General features: G+C 68.5%; 15 protein-coding genes and 2 pseudogenes. 11 read left to right on the forward strand and 6 right to left on the reverse strand.

Features of this window, described 5'->3' with window-relative positions:
- Window positions 1–11 precede the first annotated feature (11 nt).
- Both FHX60_RS09465 and FHX60_RS09470 read right to left on the reverse strand, forming a co-directional pair.
- Window positions 12–1034 (reverse strand): DUF1338 domain-containing protein, encoded by a 1023-nt coding sequence (locus FHX60_RS09465; protein ID WP_183283177.1) that lies wholly within the window; start codon window positions 1032–1034, stop codon window positions 12–14.
- A gap of 53 nt (window positions 1035–1087) precedes the next feature.
- On the reverse strand, window positions 1088–2080 hold the full coding sequence (locus FHX60_RS09470) for a Bug family tripartite tricarboxylate transporter substrate binding protein (protein ID WP_092315769.1): 993 nt from the start codon (window positions 2078–2080) through the stop codon (window positions 1088–1090).
- A gap of 161 nt (window positions 2081–2241) precedes the next feature.
- Here FHX60_RS09470 and FHX60_RS09475 point away from each other — a divergent pair, with 161 nt between their 5' ends.
- Window positions 2242–3183: a LysR substrate-binding domain-containing protein gene (locus FHX60_RS09475; RefSeq protein WP_112776592.1), complete on the forward strand. Its 942-nt coding sequence runs from the start codon at window positions 2242–2244 to the stop codon at window positions 3181–3183.
- A 67-nt stretch (window positions 3184–3250) separates the two neighbouring features.
- Here the strand turns inward: FHX60_RS09475 and FHX60_RS09480 are convergent, their stop codons facing one another.
- Window positions 3251–3616 (reverse strand): LysR substrate-binding domain-containing protein, encoded by a 366-nt coding sequence (locus FHX60_RS09480; RefSeq protein WP_258397064.1) that lies wholly within the window; start codon window positions 3614–3616, stop codon window positions 3251–3253.
- A 46-nt stretch (window positions 3617–3662) separates the two neighbouring features.
- Between FHX60_RS09480 and FHX60_RS09485 the strand changes: the two are divergent.
- Window positions 3663–4325, forward strand: a pseudogene (locus FHX60_RS09485) (Bug family tripartite tricarboxylate transporter substrate binding protein); the annotation flags it as partial.
- A 20-nt stretch (window positions 4326–4345) separates the two neighbouring features.
- Window positions 4346–5116 (forward strand): annotated as a pseudogene (locus FHX60_RS09490) (hypothetical protein); the annotation flags it as partial.
- A 27-nt stretch (window positions 5117–5143) separates the two neighbouring features.
- Here the strand turns inward: FHX60_RS09490 and FHX60_RS09495 are convergent.
- The gene (locus tag FHX60_RS09495) at window positions 5144–5695 is read right to left on the reverse strand and encodes a MarR family winged helix-turn-helix transcriptional regulator (RefSeq protein ID WP_183283178.1); all 552 of its coding nucleotides are present in this window, start codon (window positions 5693–5695) and stop codon (window positions 5144–5146) included.
- Window positions 5696–5791: 96 nt separating this feature from the next.
- On the opposite strand from FHX60_RS09495, the gene FHX60_RS09500 reads away from it, so the two are divergent.
- The 3 genes from FHX60_RS09500 to FHX60_RS09510 all read left to right on the forward strand — a co-directional run bounded on the left by FHX60_RS09500 (window position 5792) and on the right by FHX60_RS09510 (window position 9111).
- The gene (locus tag FHX60_RS09500; RefSeq protein WP_183283179.1) at window positions 5792–6769 is read left to right on the forward strand and encodes a Bug family tripartite tricarboxylate transporter substrate binding protein; all 978 of its coding nucleotides are present in this window, start codon (window positions 5792–5794) and stop codon (window positions 6767–6769) included.
- A 34-nt stretch (window positions 6770–6803) separates the two neighbouring features.
- Entirely contained in the window at window positions 6804–8372 is a 1569-nt protein-coding gene (locus tag FHX60_RS09505; protein WP_183283180.1) for a sulfatase-like hydrolase/transferase, read from the forward strand.
- 214 nt (window positions 8373–8586) lie between these two features.
- The gene (locus FHX60_RS09510) at window positions 8587–9111 is read left to right on the forward strand and encodes a host attachment protein (protein ID WP_112776588.1); all 525 of its coding nucleotides are present in this window, start codon (window positions 8587–8589) and stop codon (window positions 9109–9111) included.
- 54 nt (window positions 9112–9165) lie between these two features.
- Here the strand turns inward: FHX60_RS09510 and FHX60_RS09515 are convergent, their stop codons facing one another.
- Both FHX60_RS09515 and FHX60_RS09520 read right to left on the reverse strand, forming a co-directional pair.
- Window positions 9166–9417: a hypothetical protein gene (locus tag FHX60_RS09515; RefSeq protein WP_141693757.1), complete on the reverse strand. Its 252-nt coding sequence runs from the start codon at window positions 9415–9417 to the stop codon at window positions 9166–9168.
- 283 nt (window positions 9418–9700) lie between these two features.
- Window positions 9701–10411: a GntR family transcriptional regulator gene (locus tag FHX60_RS09520; RefSeq protein WP_183283181.1), complete on the reverse strand. Its 711-nt coding sequence runs from the start codon at window positions 10409–10411 to the stop codon at window positions 9701–9703.
- 172 nt (window positions 10412–10583) lie between these two features.
- Between FHX60_RS09520 and FHX60_RS09525 the strand changes: the two genes are divergently transcribed.
- The 5 genes from FHX60_RS09525 to FHX60_RS09545 all read left to right on the forward strand — a co-directional run bounded on the left by FHX60_RS09525 (window position 10584) and on the right by FHX60_RS09545 (window position 16415).
- The gene (locus FHX60_RS09525) at window positions 10584–12254 is read left to right on the forward strand and encodes a GMC family oxidoreductase (RefSeq protein ID WP_183283182.1); all 1671 of its coding nucleotides are present in this window, start codon (window positions 10584–10586) and stop codon (window positions 12252–12254) included.
- Between the two features lie 40 nt (window positions 12255–12294).
- Window positions 12295–13206: a TauD/TfdA dioxygenase family protein gene (locus FHX60_RS09530; RefSeq protein ID WP_183283183.1), complete on the forward strand. Its 912-nt coding sequence runs from the start codon at window positions 12295–12297 to the stop codon at window positions 13204–13206.
- Window positions 13207–13236: 30 nt separating this feature from the next.
- On the forward strand, window positions 13237–14658 hold the full coding sequence (locus tag FHX60_RS09535) for an aldehyde dehydrogenase family protein (protein ID WP_183283184.1): 1422 nt from the start codon (window positions 13237–13239) through the stop codon (window positions 14656–14658).
- Between the two features lie 219 nt (window positions 14659–14877).
- Window positions 14878–16092: an AI-2E family transporter gene (locus FHX60_RS09540; protein WP_112776583.1), complete on the forward strand. Its 1215-nt coding sequence runs from the start codon at window positions 14878–14880 to the stop codon at window positions 16090–16092.
- Window positions 16093–16199: 107 nt separating this feature from the next.
- Window positions 16200–16415, forward strand: coding sequence for a hypothetical protein (locus tag FHX60_RS09545; RefSeq protein WP_092315739.1), 216 nt, complete (start codon window positions 16200–16202; stop codon window positions 16413–16415).
- Window positions 16416–16448 lie beyond the last annotated feature (33 nt).

Here is a 16448-nt window from a genome sequence, read left to right on the forward strand (position 1 = left end):
TCAGGCTGGCCTCAGCATTGCGCGGCGGTCATCTTGAAGATGCCCTGCGCGTTGCCCGCGTCGAAACCCAGGTCGGTGCGCGTCACCGCCTGCGCGTCATCGACGTAGCGGTCGCGGGTGATGAACTCGTAGAACGAGCCCGGCACCTCGCGCACCACCTCGGCGCCGTCGGCGCCGACAAAGGCACGGCGCACCGGGTCGGCGCGGAACGCGGTCTGGCGCACGCGGCCGCTGCGCGACACTTCCACCTTGTCCTTGATCGGCCGGCCCAGGCGCTTCTGCGCCTCGGCCAGCGCGAACACGTCTTCGACGCGGTCGGTGGCATGGTTGAAGGCATTGCCCTCGGTGGCGATCCACGCCATCTCGGCCGATTCGGCCAGCAGGGCCTCGTAGTCGGCCAGCCGCGGCGCTGCATGATGGCGCTCGAAGCAGCGCGCCAGCGCACCGATCAGCTCGCCGGCCTCCGCCAGCGGCAACGACCCTTCGCGCTCGAGTTCCCACAGCAGCGCCTGCGCGCGCGGCGTCAGCGGATCGACCGAAGTTTCGAGGACGCGGCTGACGGCCTGCTGGAAGCCTGCGCTGAAGCGCTCGGGATGCAGCTCGCTGACAAAGAACTGCGCGATCTCTTCGGGCGCGTCTTCATGCGCGTACGAGCGCCCGGTCATGCCGATGCGGTCGAGCGGATAGGTGCCGTTGAGGCGGTAGCCCAGCGGACGCAGGATGCGCGTGAAGGCGGCCTCGCCGGCTGGCAGCGCGCCGTTGTCGGGCCAGCGCACCGTGCGCAGCGCGCCATGGTCGAAGTGAACCTTGCCGCCCGCCGCGGCCACGTCTTCGGTGTAGGCCTTGCCGGTCGGCACGCGCTCGAGGATGCCGGCGAACAGCACCAGGTTCAGCGCGTGGGCAATCTCGGCGCGCGACGCGTGACCCGCTGCGCCGGCCGGCAGTTGCGCGGGCGCGCTCACCAGCGCGGACAGGCGGTCGGCGCCGGTGGCGCCAAGATGCAGGGAAACCAGTTGCTTGATGTTCTTGCTCATGATGCAGGAAGGCCCGATCGGCCTGATAACGAGATGGAAATCAATGACGGCTTTCAGTCCACCGAAGCGCCGGACAGGCGCACGATCTCGCCCCACTTCTGGCGGTCTTTCTTCAGCACCTCGGCGAAGGCTTCGGGGGTGCTCGGCGCGGGTTCCGCGCCCAGGTCGCGCATGCGCGCCTGCACGGCGGGATCGCCGAGCGCGCGCGCCAGGTCCTGGCTGATCTTCTGCGCCACCGCGCTGGCTACGCCGCGCGGCGCCAGCAGGCCGAACCACGGGCTGGCGTCGAAGCCCGGCACCGGGCCGGCGGCGGCGACGGTCGGCACATTGGGCAGCGCCGACGAGCGCGCGGGCGTGGTCACCGCCAGCGCCTTGAGCTTGCCGGAGCGCACGAACGGCAGCGACGCCGGCAGGTTGTCGAACATCACGTCGACGCTGCCGCCCATCAGGTCGGCAATCGCCGGGCTGCTGCCCTTGTAGGCGACGTGGCTCATCTCGGTGCCGGTCATGCGCTGGAACAGCTCGCCGGCCAGGTGCGTCGACGTGCCGTTGCCTGCCGACGCCATGTTGACGCGCTTCGGGTTGGCCTTCAGGTAGGTAATGAACTCAGCCAGCGTCTGCACATGGGCGCGCTCGGCAAAGGCCGGCGACAGCACCACCACGTTGGGCACGCGCGCCACCATGGTCACCGGCGCGAAATCGGCCGCGGCGTCGTAGGGCAGCTTCTTGTACAGGGTGGGATTGATACCGAACTCGCCCACCGAGCCCATCAGCAGCGTATAGCCGTCGGCGGTGGACTTGGCAGCGACGCCGGTGCCCACGATGCCGCCCGCGCCGGGGCGGTTCTCCACCAGGACCGGTTGCTTCCATTGCAGCGCGAGCCGCTCGCCGACCAGCCGCGCCACCATGTCGGTGGTGCCCCCCGGCGGGTACGGCACGATGATGCGGACCGGCTTGGCGGGGAAATCCTCGGCGGCGACGATGCCGGATAGGGCCATGCCAAAGGCAAAAGTGCCGGCGGCCAGCGCGCTGAACAAGCGTTTCATATTGTTTTCCTGTCTACCTGATGGTTGTCGTTATGGCGGTGCCGCGCTGGTGGGGGGCTGCGGGACCAGGGCTGAATCATTTCTCATCAAGTCCGACGATTCAAGCGAGATTTCGGTATAGGATGATGACTTAATGTCATCAACTACCGGCCCTACCCGCGATGCGGCAACGCCTTCCGAGCCTTTCCAGCCTGCGCGCCTTCGAAGCCGCCGCGCTGCACCTGAACCTGCGCCGCGCCGCCGCCGACCTGTTCATCACGGAGAGCGCGGTATCGCGCCAGATTGCCGCGCTGGAAAGCCTGCTCGGCGTGCAACTCTTCCACCGCGCCAACCAGCGCATCACGCTGACCGCGGCCGGTGCGCTCTACAGCGTCCAGGTGCGCGAGATGCTGCGCAAGCTGCAGCGCGACACGCTGGAGGTCATGGCGCATGAAGGCGCGGGCGGCACCGTCGAGCTGGCATGCGTGCCGACACTGGCGGTCGAATGGCTGATCCCGCGGCTGCCCGACTTCTATGCGCGGCATCCCCGGGTGGTGGTCAATATCAGCGCCCAGTCCGACGTGTTCCTGTTCGACGGCACGCCCTACGACGCGGCGATCCACTTCGGCGAAGCGGTCTATCCCGGCGCGCGCGCGGACCTGTTGTTCGGGGAAGAATCCGTGGCGGTGTGCCATCCGCAGCTGTTCGGCCGCAAGAAGCGCCTCGACGCGCACGACATCGCGCATGCACCGCTGCTGCACCTGGCCACGCGCAGTTTCGGCTGGAAGCAATGGATGGAGGCGGCCGGCATCGACGACGTCAACGCCATGCGCGGCGCCCGCTTCGACCACCACAGCATGGTGATCGCCGCGGCGCGGGCCGGGATGGGTATCGGGCTAGTGCCGCGCTTCCTGGTGGAGGAATACCTGGCGAGCGGGCAACTGGTGAGCCCCGTGGCCCGCTCGCTGCGCTCCACCAGCGCGTATTACCTGGTCCTGCCCGATACGCGCCCGGTGAGCCATGCCATGCAGCATCTGCGCGCGTGGCTGCTGGAGGCGGCGGTGACGTTTGCGCAGGGGCAGGCTACGGGTTCCGAAGCACCGGAGCCAGCCACGGAAGCTTGAAGGACGCCGCGCTTTTCTTTTTCGCGGATCGTCGTCTATATCCATACAGCCCCACACGCCGGCACGTTCATGCTGGCGCCGCCGTCAGCGCTTGCGCCACCAGTTCGGCAAAGGCATCCGCCATGCTGGAATTGGCAAGGTGGCTGGCGCGGGCCATGCGCACCTCCACCACGCATGCCGGCTCGAGCGGCACGACACGCAAGGCATGCGCGAACACACGCGCCGCATAGGGATTGACGATGCCGATGCCCGCGCCCTGCGCGGCCAGGCCGCAGATCGTGCCGGAGTAGGTCGTCTGCAGCGTCGCGGCGGGTTCGGCCCCGGCATCGCGCAACGCCTGCCAGAGCGCGATCGAGAGTTCGTCATCTGAGTTCAGCGTCAATAGCCGCTGCGCCGCCAGCTGGGAAGCATGGATGCGCTGCCGCGCAGCCAGCGGATGTTCCGGCTAACGGCCACCAGACTGACTCAGGAGACTCCCTATGCCGCGCAAGCTGAAAAAAGCACGCTGCCTGCCCCCGATAACCACCCTGCTCGCAGGCGCCCTGTCCCTGCTCACGTTCGGCGCCCACGCCGCCTACCCGGACCATGCCATCCGCCTGATCGTTCCATTCAGCGCCGGCGGCAGCTCCGACCTGCAGGCTCGCATGCTCGCCGACCGGCTGGGCAAGCTGTATGGCCAGACCGTGGTGGTAGAGAACCGCCCGGGTGCCGGCGGACATATCGGCGGCAAGGCCGTCGCCGACGCCCCGCCCGACGGCTATGCGCTGCTGCTCGGTTCCATCGGCCTGCACGCGACCTATGGCACCTACCCCAAGCTGAACTACAACCCGGCGACCGACCTGAAGGTCGTGACCGTGCTGGCGGAGATGCCGCATGTGGTCGTGGTCAGTCCGCAGATTCAGGTGGCAAGCCTGAAGCAGCTTGCCGAGGCTGCGGGGAAGCGGCCGCAGGGCATGACGTTCGGTTCGGCCGGGGTGGGTTCGTCGGTGCACATGATCGGCGAGCTGTTCCGGGTTGCCACGGGCGCACCGCTGACACATGTGCCCTACAAGGGCAGTTCGGCCGCCATGGCCGACCTGCTGGGCGGCCAGATCGACATGATGTTCGAGAATCCGCCGACCACGCTGGGCTACATCCGTGCCTGCATGCCCGACCGTCGCCAGAACTGGCCCCGGCGCACGATGGCATCCATGCCATGGAGATCGGGACCGGGCAATCGCGCCTGATCGTCAGCTACCAGGATCTCCGAAACTTCCATCCCGTCCCTTCGATGGACAAGGCGATCCACTGGGTCAGCCACATCGAGATCAACCCGTCGTCTTCGCGCGTGCTGTTCCTGCACCGCTGGACCGAACGCGTGGAGGACGAAACCTGCTTCCTGCATCGCCTGATCACCGTCAATCCGGATGGCTCGGACATGCGGCTGCTGGAGTGCTCCGATCATCCGTTGCCGCAACTGGCCGAGCACTTCGATCCGGATGCGGTGGGCACCTTCGACTACGAAAAGTCTGAGTACCAGATCTCGCACCCCTTGTGGAAGGACGACACGCACATCATCGTCTGGGGCCCGCATGACGGCAGCATCCATTACCACCTGTACGAAGACCGCAGCGGCGGCGAGGTCATGGCGATTGGCGCGGGCCTGCTGACCGAGAACGGCCACATGACGTTCTCGCGCACACATCCGCAATGGCTGCTCAGCGATACCTATCCTGACGCGCAGACCAACGAGCGTGTGCTGTTCCTCTACCATGTCGGGCGCGGCAGGCGCTACGACATCGGCACGTTCTACACCAGCCCCGACCTGAAGAAAGAGAACCGGTGTGATCTGCATCCACGCTGGAGCCGCCATGGCACGCAGATCTGCATCGATTCGATCCATGACGGCGATCGGCAGATGTATGTTCTCGACGCGGATTTCGTGGCTGGGTGAAGGCGCGCCGGCTCCCAGGCAGCACCGCTACCCTTTCTCCGCGCGCCACAACTGCTGCAGTTCCCACGCCGGCGCCTCGTCCGCCGGCGGCGGCAACGCCTGGGCTTCGGCCAGCATGGCGCCGGCCTGCGCCTGCAGCTTGTCCAGGCAGCGTGACAGGATCATGGCCTCCTCGGCCGTCAGGCAGGCGGCCAGCTGTGTATTGAAGTCGCGCGCTTGCGCAAAGGCGGTGCGGTAGACCGCCTCGCCCTCCTCCGTCAGCGTGAAAGCGGCCGCGCGCCGGTCCTGCGAGCGCGTTTCCCGGCGCACCAGGCCGCGCTCCACCAGCGCGTGCACGGCGCGGCTGGCCAGCACCTTGTCGAGGCCGGCGCTCTCTGCCAGTTCGGTCAGCCGCGTGCCGGGCTGCTCTCCGAGGAAGGAAATCATGCGCCATTCGCGCCGGGTCACGCCCGCCCGCGCGCGCAGGTGCAGCGCGGCCGCGCCCAGCGCGACGCGGTTCAGGTGATAGACCCGGTAGTTGATGAAATCGGCCAGCCGCCGCGGCCGCTGCAGGCGATTGCCGCCGTTGCCGTGTGCCATGCCACCCCCGCGATTTAGTTGACTTTGTCAATTATATCGACGGGTGTTAGCTTCCTCTCCATGCCGGCCGCCGGCGCATAACAGACAGGAGACACCGTGAGCCCCAGCAACTTCGTTCCCCGCCTCGTCGCATGCCTGCTGGCCGTCGCCGCGGCGTGGTCCGCGCCGGCCAGCGCGCAGTCGGACCGGCCGCTGCGCATCCTGGTGGGCTACCCCGCCGGCGGCACCGCCGACCTGGCCGCGCGCCTGGTCGGCGACAAGCTGCGCGAGACCCTGAACCAGACCGTGGTGATCGAGAACAAGCCCGGCGCCGGCGGGCGGCTGGTGATGGACTACGCCCGCACGCAGCCGGCCGACGGCAATACGCTGGTGGTGGCCAACTCGGCGGTGATGACCATCGCGCCGCTGGTCTACCGCAAGCTCAATTACGATATCCAGCGCGATTTCACGCCGGTGGCGCAGGCCGCCAACTTCCAGCTGGCGCTGGCCACCGGTCCGGGCAGCCCCGCGCGCACGCTGAAGGATTACGTCGCCTGGCTAAGGGCCGGTGCGCAGAACAATTCCTACGCCTCGCCCGCGCTCGGCAGCATTCCGCATTTCTTCGGGCTGATGATCGGCAAGCAGGTCGGCGTCGACATGCTGCACGTGCCGTTCAACGGCTCGGCGCCGCTGATGAGCGCACTGGTCGGCGGGCAGGTGCCGGCCTCGGTCGACACCCTGGCCGACCTGACCGAGATGCACCGCGCCGGCAAGATCCGCGTGCTGGCGACCTCGGGCACGCATCGTTCGGTGGCGCTGCCGGACGTGCCGACCTTTACGGAACTCGGCTACAAGGGCATCGAGGGCGAAGGCCGCTATGGCGTGCTGGCGCCCGCCGGCACGCCGCGCGCGGCGCTGGAGCGGCTCAACGCCGCCATCGTCAAGGCGGTGCAGTCGCCCGACGTGCGCGACAAATTCCTGAAGCTGGGGCTCGAGCCGGCCACCGGCCCCGCCGACGCCTTCGCCGGGGTGCTGAAGGCCGACGCCGCCAAATGGGCGCCGGTGGTCCGGGCCTCGGGCTATACCGGCGACTGATGCCGCCAGCCGGCTATCCGCAACCTTCCCGACCATGACGATCCGCAATACCCTTTTCATCATGTGCGACCAGCTGCGGCGCGACCATCTCGGTTGCTACGGGCACCCGACGCTGCGCACGCGCAATATCGATGCCCTGGCCGCGCGCGGCGTGCGCTTCGACCGAGCCTATGTCACCTCCGGCGTCTGCGGCCCCAGCCGCATGAGCTTCTACACCGGCCGCTACGTCAGCAGCCACGGCGCCACCTGGAACCGCGTGCCGCTGTCGGTCGGAGAAGTCACGCTGGGCGAATACCTGAAGGACAGCGGCCGCGCGCTGGCGCTGGCGGGCAAGACCCATGTGATGCCCGACAACACCAACCTGAAGCGGCTGCACCTGGATGGCGGCACCGAGCTGGAGACACTGCTGCGCAGCGGCCACTTCACCGAAGTCGACCGGCACGACGGCCATCACGCCGAGCCGCGCAGCGCCTATGCCGACTGGCTGCGCCGGCAAGGCTACGACAGCGCCGACCCGTGGACCGACTACGTGATCAGCGCCGAGAACGCGCGCGGCGAGATCGTCTCGGGCTGGCACATGCGCAATGCCGGGCTGCCGGCGCGCGTAGCCGAGCCGCACTCCGAGACCGCCTACACCGTCGGCCAGGCCATGCAGTACATCGCAGCGCGCGGCGACGATCCGTGGGTGCTGCACCTTTCGCTGGTCAAGCCGCACTGGCCCTACCTGGCGCCGGCGCCGTACCACGCCGCCTATTCGCTCGACGACTGCCTGCCGCTGCAGCGCCACGACGCCGAACTCGAAGACCCGCATCCGGTGCTGTCGGCGTATCGCACGCAGGAGGAATGCGCCAACTTCATGCGCGCCGAGGTCTCGGACACGGTGCGCCCCGCCTACCAGGGCCTGATCCAGCAGATCGACGACCGGCTCGGCCTGCTGTGGGAACAGCTGGAACGGCTGGACCGCTGGGACGACACGCTGATCGTCTTCACCGCCGACCATGGCGACTTCCTGGGCGACCACTGGCTGGGCGAGAAGGAGCAGTTCTACGACACCGTGCAGAACATCCCGCTGATCGTCTACGACCCCTCGCCGCAGGCCGATGCGACCCGCGGCACCGCGCAAGACAGCCTGGTCAGCGCGGTCGACGTGGTGCCGACGGTGCTGGATGCGCTGGGGCTGCCGCCCGCCAACCACCGCGTCGAAGGCCGCTCGCTGCTCGACCTGACACGCGCCGCCGCGCGCGACGGTGCGGGTGCGTGGCGCGATGCGGTGGTCTCCGAGCTGGACTATGCCTACCGCGGCGCGCGCGTCGCGCTGGGCCGCCATCCCGCCGAATGCCGCGCCTGGATGGTGCGCGACGCGCGCTGGAAGTACGTGCACTGGCAGGGGTTCCGGCCACAGCTTTTCGACCTGCAAAACGATCCGCAAGAATACTTCGACCTGGGCGCCGACCCCGGGCACGAAGCCGTGCGCAGCGCCATGCGGCTGCGCCTGCTGGACTGGTTCTGCACGCTCAAGCCGCGCGTGACGGTGACCAACGAAGAGGTCGCGGCCAAGACCAACGTGTACAAGCAGGCCGGCGTGTTCTTCGGCGTCTGGTAACGGGATCGCTGCCGCCCTGGCCGGCGCGTCCAGGGCCGGTTGCCTGAAAAAGTTGCACGGTTTGCCTGTCGATACTGCAACCGTGTGCCGCGCCCGTCATTCCAGGCCGCGTCTGGCCCAGCCCGCGGCCAAAGGCCCGGCGGCGGTGCGGATGGCGTGTCCCTTGCAACAGGTGCCGGAGGGCCCTGTGTTCGGGCCGGCAACCGGAGCGATCATGAAGAACATCTGGATCCTGGTGGCGGACGAATCCGTCGCCCGCATCTTTGCCTCGCATGGCGACAGCGCCCCGCTGGAAGTCATCGAGGAAATCACCGACGCGGCCGCGCATGCCGACCGCGCCGACCTGCGCCGCGACGCCTATGGCCGCCGGGGCCAGGCCGCCGTGCAGGGCGACGCGGGACATCCCGGCGCCCACCAGGTGGGACCGTCCACGGTCACGTCTTCGGCAGGCGAGGACGAGCTGCACCAGGAAGCGCAGCTGTTTGCGCGGCGCGTGGCCGATTACCTCGACGACGCGCGCAACAAGCAGCGCTTCGATGAACTGGCCCTGATCGCGGCGCCGCGCTTCCTGGGGCTGCTGCGCAAGACCCTGCCGCCGAGCGTCACCGATGTGGTCACCCGGGAAATCGACAAGGACTTCAAGTACGTGGCCAACAACGACCTGCAGCAGCGGCTGGCCGACGAGGGCATCGTACCGGCGCGGCGCGACGAACGCGTCAATACCGGCCGCGACCGTTAGCGCCGAGGCTTGACAACGCAGCCGCCCGTGCTGGCGCAGGCGGCTGCGCCGCCGTCAGCGGGCGGTGCCGGAGCCGCTGGCGGCGCCACTGCTGCCGCTCGAGGTACCGCTCGGGCTGGTGGTGCTGGTCGCACCGGAGGTGCCGGTGGACGTGCTGGCGCCAGGCGTGCTGCGGCTGCGGTTCTGTTCCGTCACCGAACCCGATCCGGACAGCGAGCCGGAGCCGCTGGTGCTGCCGGTGGCGGTGCAACCCGCCAGGATGCCAAGTGCGAGCAAGGCTGTGCCGATGCGTAAGGGTGTTTTCATGTTGTCCTCCATCAGGCAGGTTGGCGGCAAGCCTTGCTGCATGGCGCATGCCTGCCGGCGGGGCGCCGCTGGCGCCGCTGCGCTGGAGAAGACGCAACTGACGTACCAGATTGGGATGGACGGGGGCGGCGCTGCGGCGAAGCGCGCACGGCTGCGGAGCGGGCCTTCGCCGCAGTAAGAAGTACGCGCGGCCGGTAAAAGTTACCGTGCGGGTACCTGATGACAACGGGATCGGCGCGCCGGTGCGGCGCTTGCTGCAACGGCAGGCCTTCGACTCAGCACATCAGCGCGTCAGCGTCCACTTGTAGGCATAGCGGTCCGGGCGGAACAGCAAGTCCGCGCAGAACAGCGGCGTGCCTTCGATATCGTACGGCGTGCAGCGCAAGCGCAGCAGCGGCAGCCCATCAGCGATGCCGAGCTTGCGTGCCACCTCGGCCGGCGCCGGGATCGCGCTGGCTTCCATCGCCACGTCGCGAAAGCGATACCCCAGCCGGCTTTCGAACAGCGCCATGGCGTCGTTGGTCTCGACATCTTCCTGCACCAGGCGGCGCATCAGCGGCTCGGGCCCCATCAGGTTGAAATACGCCACTGCCACATCGTCCCAGTAGCGCACCGTGGCCACGCTCAGCACCTTCTCGCCCGGCTGCAGGCTGAGCGCCGCGGCCACATGGGGCGGCGCCCGCAATAGCCGCACCGATGCCAGCTTGCCGTAAGCCAGCTGGCCCCGCGCTCGGCAGGCTTCATAGAAACCGGTGAGCGCGCCCAGGCTGGGGGTATCGGCCGGCCGCGTCACGAAACTGCCCTTGCCGTTCACTTTTTCGATCAGGCCGGCGTTGTGCAGGCCGGACAAGGCCTGGCGCACGGTGATGCGGCTGACGCCGAACTCTGCCATCAGCTCGGCCTCGGACGGCAGCTTGGCGCCCGGGCCAAATGTGTTGCTGGCGATTCGCTGGCGAATCTCGCTTTCGATCTCTTTGAACCTGGGCAGCGCCACGTGTGTCCCGCCCCGCGGGCGGCTCCGAACTGAGTGAGGCGGATTATACCTATCATGACAGGTACCGTCATAACCTATTGACCTGTCATAACAGGTAATGGCAGTATCCGTCGTCACCAACGCTCTGCGCCCCCCGCCATCACCGCATGCTGGCAACTCAGGAGACAAGACATTGGATACCAGGGCAAATGACACCGCCGGCGCGCCGGCGGAGTTCGACTACATCGTCATCGGTGCGGGATCGGCGGGCTGTGCCGTGGCCGGCCGCCTGGCCGAGGATGCGAGCGTCACGGTGGCGCTGCTGGAGGCGGGCCCGCATGACCATCACTACGCGATCTGGGCGCCGGTCGGCATCGCCGCCGTGGTGCCCAGGGCCGGGCCGCGCAACTACGCCTACTACACCGAGCCGCAGGCGGGCCTGAACGGCCGCCGCTCCTACCAGCCGCGCGGGCGCGGCCTGGGGGGCAGTTCGTCGATCAACGGCATGGTCTATATCCGCGGCCACCGGCGCGACTACGACGACTGGGCCGCGCTGGGTTGCAGCGGCTGGGGCTATGACGACGTGCTGCCCTACTTCCGCCGCAGCGAGCGCAATCCCCGCCTGGGAGGACACCAGGACGCACTGCATGGCAGCGACGGGCCGCTGCACGTCAGCGACCTGCGCTCGCCCAACCCGTTCGCGCAGCGTTTCGTCGAGGCCGCGATGCAGGCCGGACTGCCGCGCAACGACGACTTCAACGGCGCCACCCAGGAAGGCGCGGGCCTGTACCAGGTAACGCAGCGCAACGGCGAGCGCTGGAACGCGGCGCGCGCCTACCTGCACCGCGGCAACGCAGCCGACACCGCGCTGAACGGCGGCCGCCGCGGGCTGGCGGTGATGACCGACACGCAGGCACTGCGCATCGTGTTCGACGGCAAGCGCGCCACCGGCGTGGAGGTGGTCCGTGACGGCACGGTGCAGGTGATCCGCGCGCGACGCGAGATCGTGCTCAGCGGCGGCGCCTTCAATTCGCCGCAACTGCTGCTCGCCTCGGGCATCGGCCCGGCCGCGCACCTGCGCGAGGTCGGCATCAAGGTGATTCACGAACTGCCGGGCGTGGGCGAGAACCTGCAGGACCATCTCGACATCATCGTCAACAAGCAGCTGCAGACCACCGAGCTGTTCGGCAAGACCGGCCGCGGCATGCTGAAGCTGGCGCGCGAGGTGATGCGCTACCGCCGCACCCGCACCGGCATGGTGACGTCCAATATCGCCGAGGCCGGCGCCTTCCTGCGCAGCCGGCCCGAACTGGAGATCCCCGACGTGCAGCTGCACTTCGCGGTGGCGCTGCTCGGCAACCGCAACCTGGGCAACCTCGGCCACGGCTATTCCTGCCATGCCTGCGTGCTCCGCCCCAGGAGCCGCGGCCACGTGCGCCTGCGCAGCGCCGACACGCGCGCAGCGCCGCTGATCGACCCGCGCTTCCTGTCGGCCGAGGAAGACATGGCCGGCATGGTCGAAGGGGTGCGCGCGATTCGCCGCATCTTCGCCCAGCCCGCGCTGGCGCAGCACGGCGGGCGCGAGGTTCTGACCGATGCGTTCGGCCCCGACAGCAGCAACCAGGCGGCGATCCAGGACTTCGTGCGCAACCATGCCGATACGGTCTACCACCCGGTCGGCACCTGCAAGATGGGCGTCGACGACATGGCCGTGGTCGACCCCGAACTGCGCGTGCGCGGCGTGCAAGGGCTGCGCGTCGCCGACGCCTCGATCATGCCGACCCTGGTCGGCGGCAACACCAACGCGCCGGCCATCATGATCGGCGAAAAGGCCGCGGACCTGCTCAGGGCCGCGCGCCGCTGAGCCCGACCCGCATTGGCACGACACAACCAAGGAGACCACCATGCAAGCCACCGCACCCGCCACCATCAGCCCGCACGACTACCGGGCGCTCGAGCAGGAGCCCTTTCCCTTCACCGTGCGCCGCTGCACGCCGACCATTGGCGCCGAGGTCGAGGGCATCGATTTCCGCGAGGCCCTGGACCACGACACCTATCTCTCGCTGCGCCGCGCGCTGCTGAAGTACAAGGTGCTGTTCTTCCGCAAGCAGGCCATCACGCCGGCCCAGCACGTTGCGGTGGCGCGGCGCTTCGGCGAACTCGAAGTCCACCCGATGTTCACCAACCATCCGGAGCATCCGGAACTGGTGGTGTTCGGCCGCAACGACACGACCCGCGGCCGCGAGAACCTGTACCACTCCGACGTGTCGTGGCGCGAGATCCCGTCGATGGGCTCGATGCTGCGCTGCCTGGAGTGCCCGGAGGTCGGCGGCGACACCATCTGGATCAACATGGCCGCCGCCTACGACAACCTGCCGCAGGAGATGAAGGACCGCATCGCCAACCTGAAGGCGGTGCACGACGCCATGCCGGCATTCGGCACCGCGCTGAGCGAGGAAAAATACGCCGAGATGCGCGCCAAGTATCCGCCCATGGTGCACCCGGTGGTACGCACCCATCCGGAAACCGGCGAGAAGATCCTGTTCGTCAACGAGGCCTTCACCACGCATTTCGCCAACTTCGCCAAGGAACAGCCGTACCGCTTCGGTTCCGATTTCCGGCCGGCGGAACTGGACCTGATGCAGTACCTGTACCGCCAGGCCGCCGCGCCCGAATACCAGGTGCGGCTGCGCTGGCAGCCGGACACGATCGCGCTGTGGGACAACCGCTCCACCCAGCACTACGCCGTGCAGGACTATTTTCCCGCGGTGCGCCACATGAACCGCGCCACCATCATCGGCGACCGTCCGGTCTGACCGAAACCCAACCCATCGAGGCAACCGGACATGCATAGCGTCGACAAGTTCTATATCCAGGGCCAATGGGTGCAGCCCGCCCGGGGTGCTACCCACGCCGACATCATCGACCCCGCCACCGAAGCGGTGGCGGGCCGGCTCGCCATGGGCACCGCCGCGGACGTGGACCGCGCCGTCGCCGCCGCGCGCGAGGCCTTCCCGGCGTGGTCGGTATCCACCCGCGAGACCCGCATCGCGCTGCTCGAGCGCATCATCGCCGCCTACCAGGCGCGCATGGCCGATCTGGCGCAGGCGGTGCGCCAGGAGATCGGCGCGCCGATCACCCTGGCCACCAGCCTGCAGGCCGCAATCGGGCTGGGGCAGTTGCAGGCGACACTGCAGGCGCTGCGCGACTTTGCCTTCGAAAGCCCGCGCGGCAAGAGCCTGGTGCTGCGCGAGGCCATCGGCGTGGCCGCGCTGATCACGCCGTGGAACTGGCCGCTGAACCAGATCGCGGCAAAGGTGGCGCCGGCGCTGGCGGCGGGCTGCACCGTGGTGCTCAAGCCCTCGGAGATCGCGCCGCTGGACGCGCAGATCTTCGCCGAGATCATGGATGCCGCCGGCACGCCGCCGGGCGTGTTCAACATGCTCTATGGCGAAGGGCGCGTGGTCGGCGCCGCGCTGTCGTCGCATCCCGAGGTCGACATGGTGTCGATCACCGGCTCGACCCGCGCCGGCGTGGAAGTGGCCATCAGCGCCGCCCCCACCGTCAAGCGCGTGGCGCAGGAACTGGGCGGCAAGTCGCCGCTGATCGTGCTGGACGACGCCGACCTGCAGGCGGCGGTGACCAGCGGCGTGGCCCAGTGCATGGTCAATTCCGGCCAGACCTGCGTGGCGCCCACGCGCGTGCTGGTGCCGCGCGCACGCTACGAGGAAGCGGTGCAGATCGCGGCGGCGGTGGCCAATGCGGTGAAGGTCGGCGATCCGTCGGACCCCGAGACCAGGATGGGCCCGATTTCCAACCGCGGCCAGTACGACAAGGTGCAGCGCCTGATCGGCGTCGGCATCGAGGAAGGCGCGCGGCTGGCCGCCGGCGGGCCCGGCCGACCCGACGGCCTCGCGCACGGTTTCTATGCCCGCCCGACCATCTTTGCCGACGTGCGCAACGACATGACCATTGCCCGCGAGGAGATCTTCGGGCCGGTGCTGTGCCTGTTGCCGTACGACAGCGAAGAGGAAGCCGTGGCCATCGCCAACGACACGGACTTCGGCCTGGCCGCCTATATCGCCTCGGCCGACCCGGCGCGGGCGCGCAAGCTGGCGGCGCGGCTGCGCGCCGGCAACGTGCGCATCAATGGCGCGATGATGGATATCACCGCGCCCTTCGGCGGCTACAAGACTTCCGGCAACGGCCGCGAGTACGGCCCAGAAGGCATCGCCGAGTTCCTCGAGACCAAGACCGTGACGGGCTGACGGCGCCCCGGCCGAGTCATGCTCCGCCCGGCGGCCAGCGCAATGCTGGCCGCCGGGCGGTGTCGTTTACGGGGCGCATGCCGGGGCGCATGCGGCGGCGCATGCAGCCGCGCTGCCGCGCTTGTCTGACACCGGCAGGCGGCGGCGTCCGACAGTCCAACGCCTGCCAGGACGCTATCTTCGAGAGTAGCGCCAGGCCTTTTGCCGAAGCGCCCGGCTATGTCGACCGTTCCCGATCCCACCGCCCCGGCGCTGCCGCCAGCGCAGCCCGTCCCGCAACTGACCGACGATGGCCGCCCCGCTGGCGCCGCCGCCGATTCGTCCGCGCCAGCGCCCGCGCTGCTGACCGATGCCGCCGTCGCCGGCGCGCTGCATCGCGCCAGCACCGCGCTGATGGTGCTGGCGGTGCTGTTCTCGCTGTACGCCGTGCACGTGGCGCGCGACTTCCTGGTGCCGGTGGTGATCGCGGTGGTGATGGCCTACCTGCTCGATCCGCTGGTGTGCGCGCTGCAGCGGCTGGGACTGGCGCGCTCGCTGGCCAGCACCATCGTACTGCTGGCGCTGCTGGCCGCCTTGCTCAGCGGCGCCTACCTGCTGCAGGGCCAGGTCGAGTCGATGGTCAACAGCCTGCCGGAGATGGCCAGCAAGTTGTCGCGGTCCGTCGGCGCGCTGCTCAGCGGCGACGACTCGATGTGGCAGAAGATACGCCGCGCCGCCACCGTGCTCAGCGGCACCGGCCAGCCGCCGCCAGCGCGCGGCACGCAGGTGGTGGTGGAGCAGTCGTCGGGCCAGATCAACAACATGCTGCTCGCCGGCTCGGTCAGCATCTTCACCATGGCGGCGCAGGCGGTGGTGGTGGTGTTCCTGCTGTATTTCCTGATGCTTGCCGGAGATACCTTCAAGCGCAAATTCATCAAGATGGTGGGCACCACCATCTCGGAGAAGAAGATCAGCGTGCACATGCTGGATGAGGTCAACCGCTCCATCCGCCGCTACATGGGGATGCTGCTGGTGACCAACGCCGGCCTGGGCGTGTGCACCTGGCTGCTTTTGAAATGGCTTGGGGTCGACAATGCCGGCAGCTGGTCGATCGCGGCGGCGGCACTGCACCTGGTGCCCTACTTTGGGGCGCTGGCGATCGCGCTGTGCCTGGGCATGGTCACGTTCATGCAGTTCGGCACGTTGGGGATGGCTGCCGCGGCGGCCGGCGGCTCGCTACTGATCGCCACGCTGATCGGTTCGGTCATCACCACGTGGATGACCGGCCGTATGGCACGCATGAATGCCGTGGCGGTGTTCGTGGCGCTGCTTTTGTTCACGTGGCTATGGGGTGTGTGGGGAATGCTGCTCGCGATCCCGCTGATCACCATCGCCAAGGTGGTAGCGGATCACATTGAAGGCATGGAAGTGGTGGCCGAGTTCCTTGGCGAGTAACGTGCGTTTGCGCACCTGTCGCACCGGAGCCGCACCGCTATACTGAAACAGCGAATGCTGCACCACAGCATTATCGGGCACGGCGTTTCGCGCGGAGGAAAAACACCATGTCTTTATGCGACCTGTGCGAGTCGCAACTGGACCGCCCCGGCCATGTGCCGCCGCATCCGCGGCTGGCGATATCGGCGACGCTGCGCATGGCGAGCGGACAGAATGCGTTTGTGTACCGCTGCGGCCACTGCGGCGAAACACTATTGCTTGCAGCCGACGACGGTGAAGCGCCGGACCGCTGGACGCGCCTCGACGCCGACGGCTGGCGTTGAGCGGCGCTACGGCGCTGCTGGTGCCTTGTTGGT

Origin of the sequence: Cupriavidus alkaliphilus, from assembly GCF_014191175.1 — a bacterium.
In the GTDB taxonomy this organism is placed as follows: domain Bacteria; phylum Pseudomonadota; class Gammaproteobacteria; order Burkholderiales; family Burkholderiaceae; genus Cupriavidus; species Cupriavidus alkaliphilus.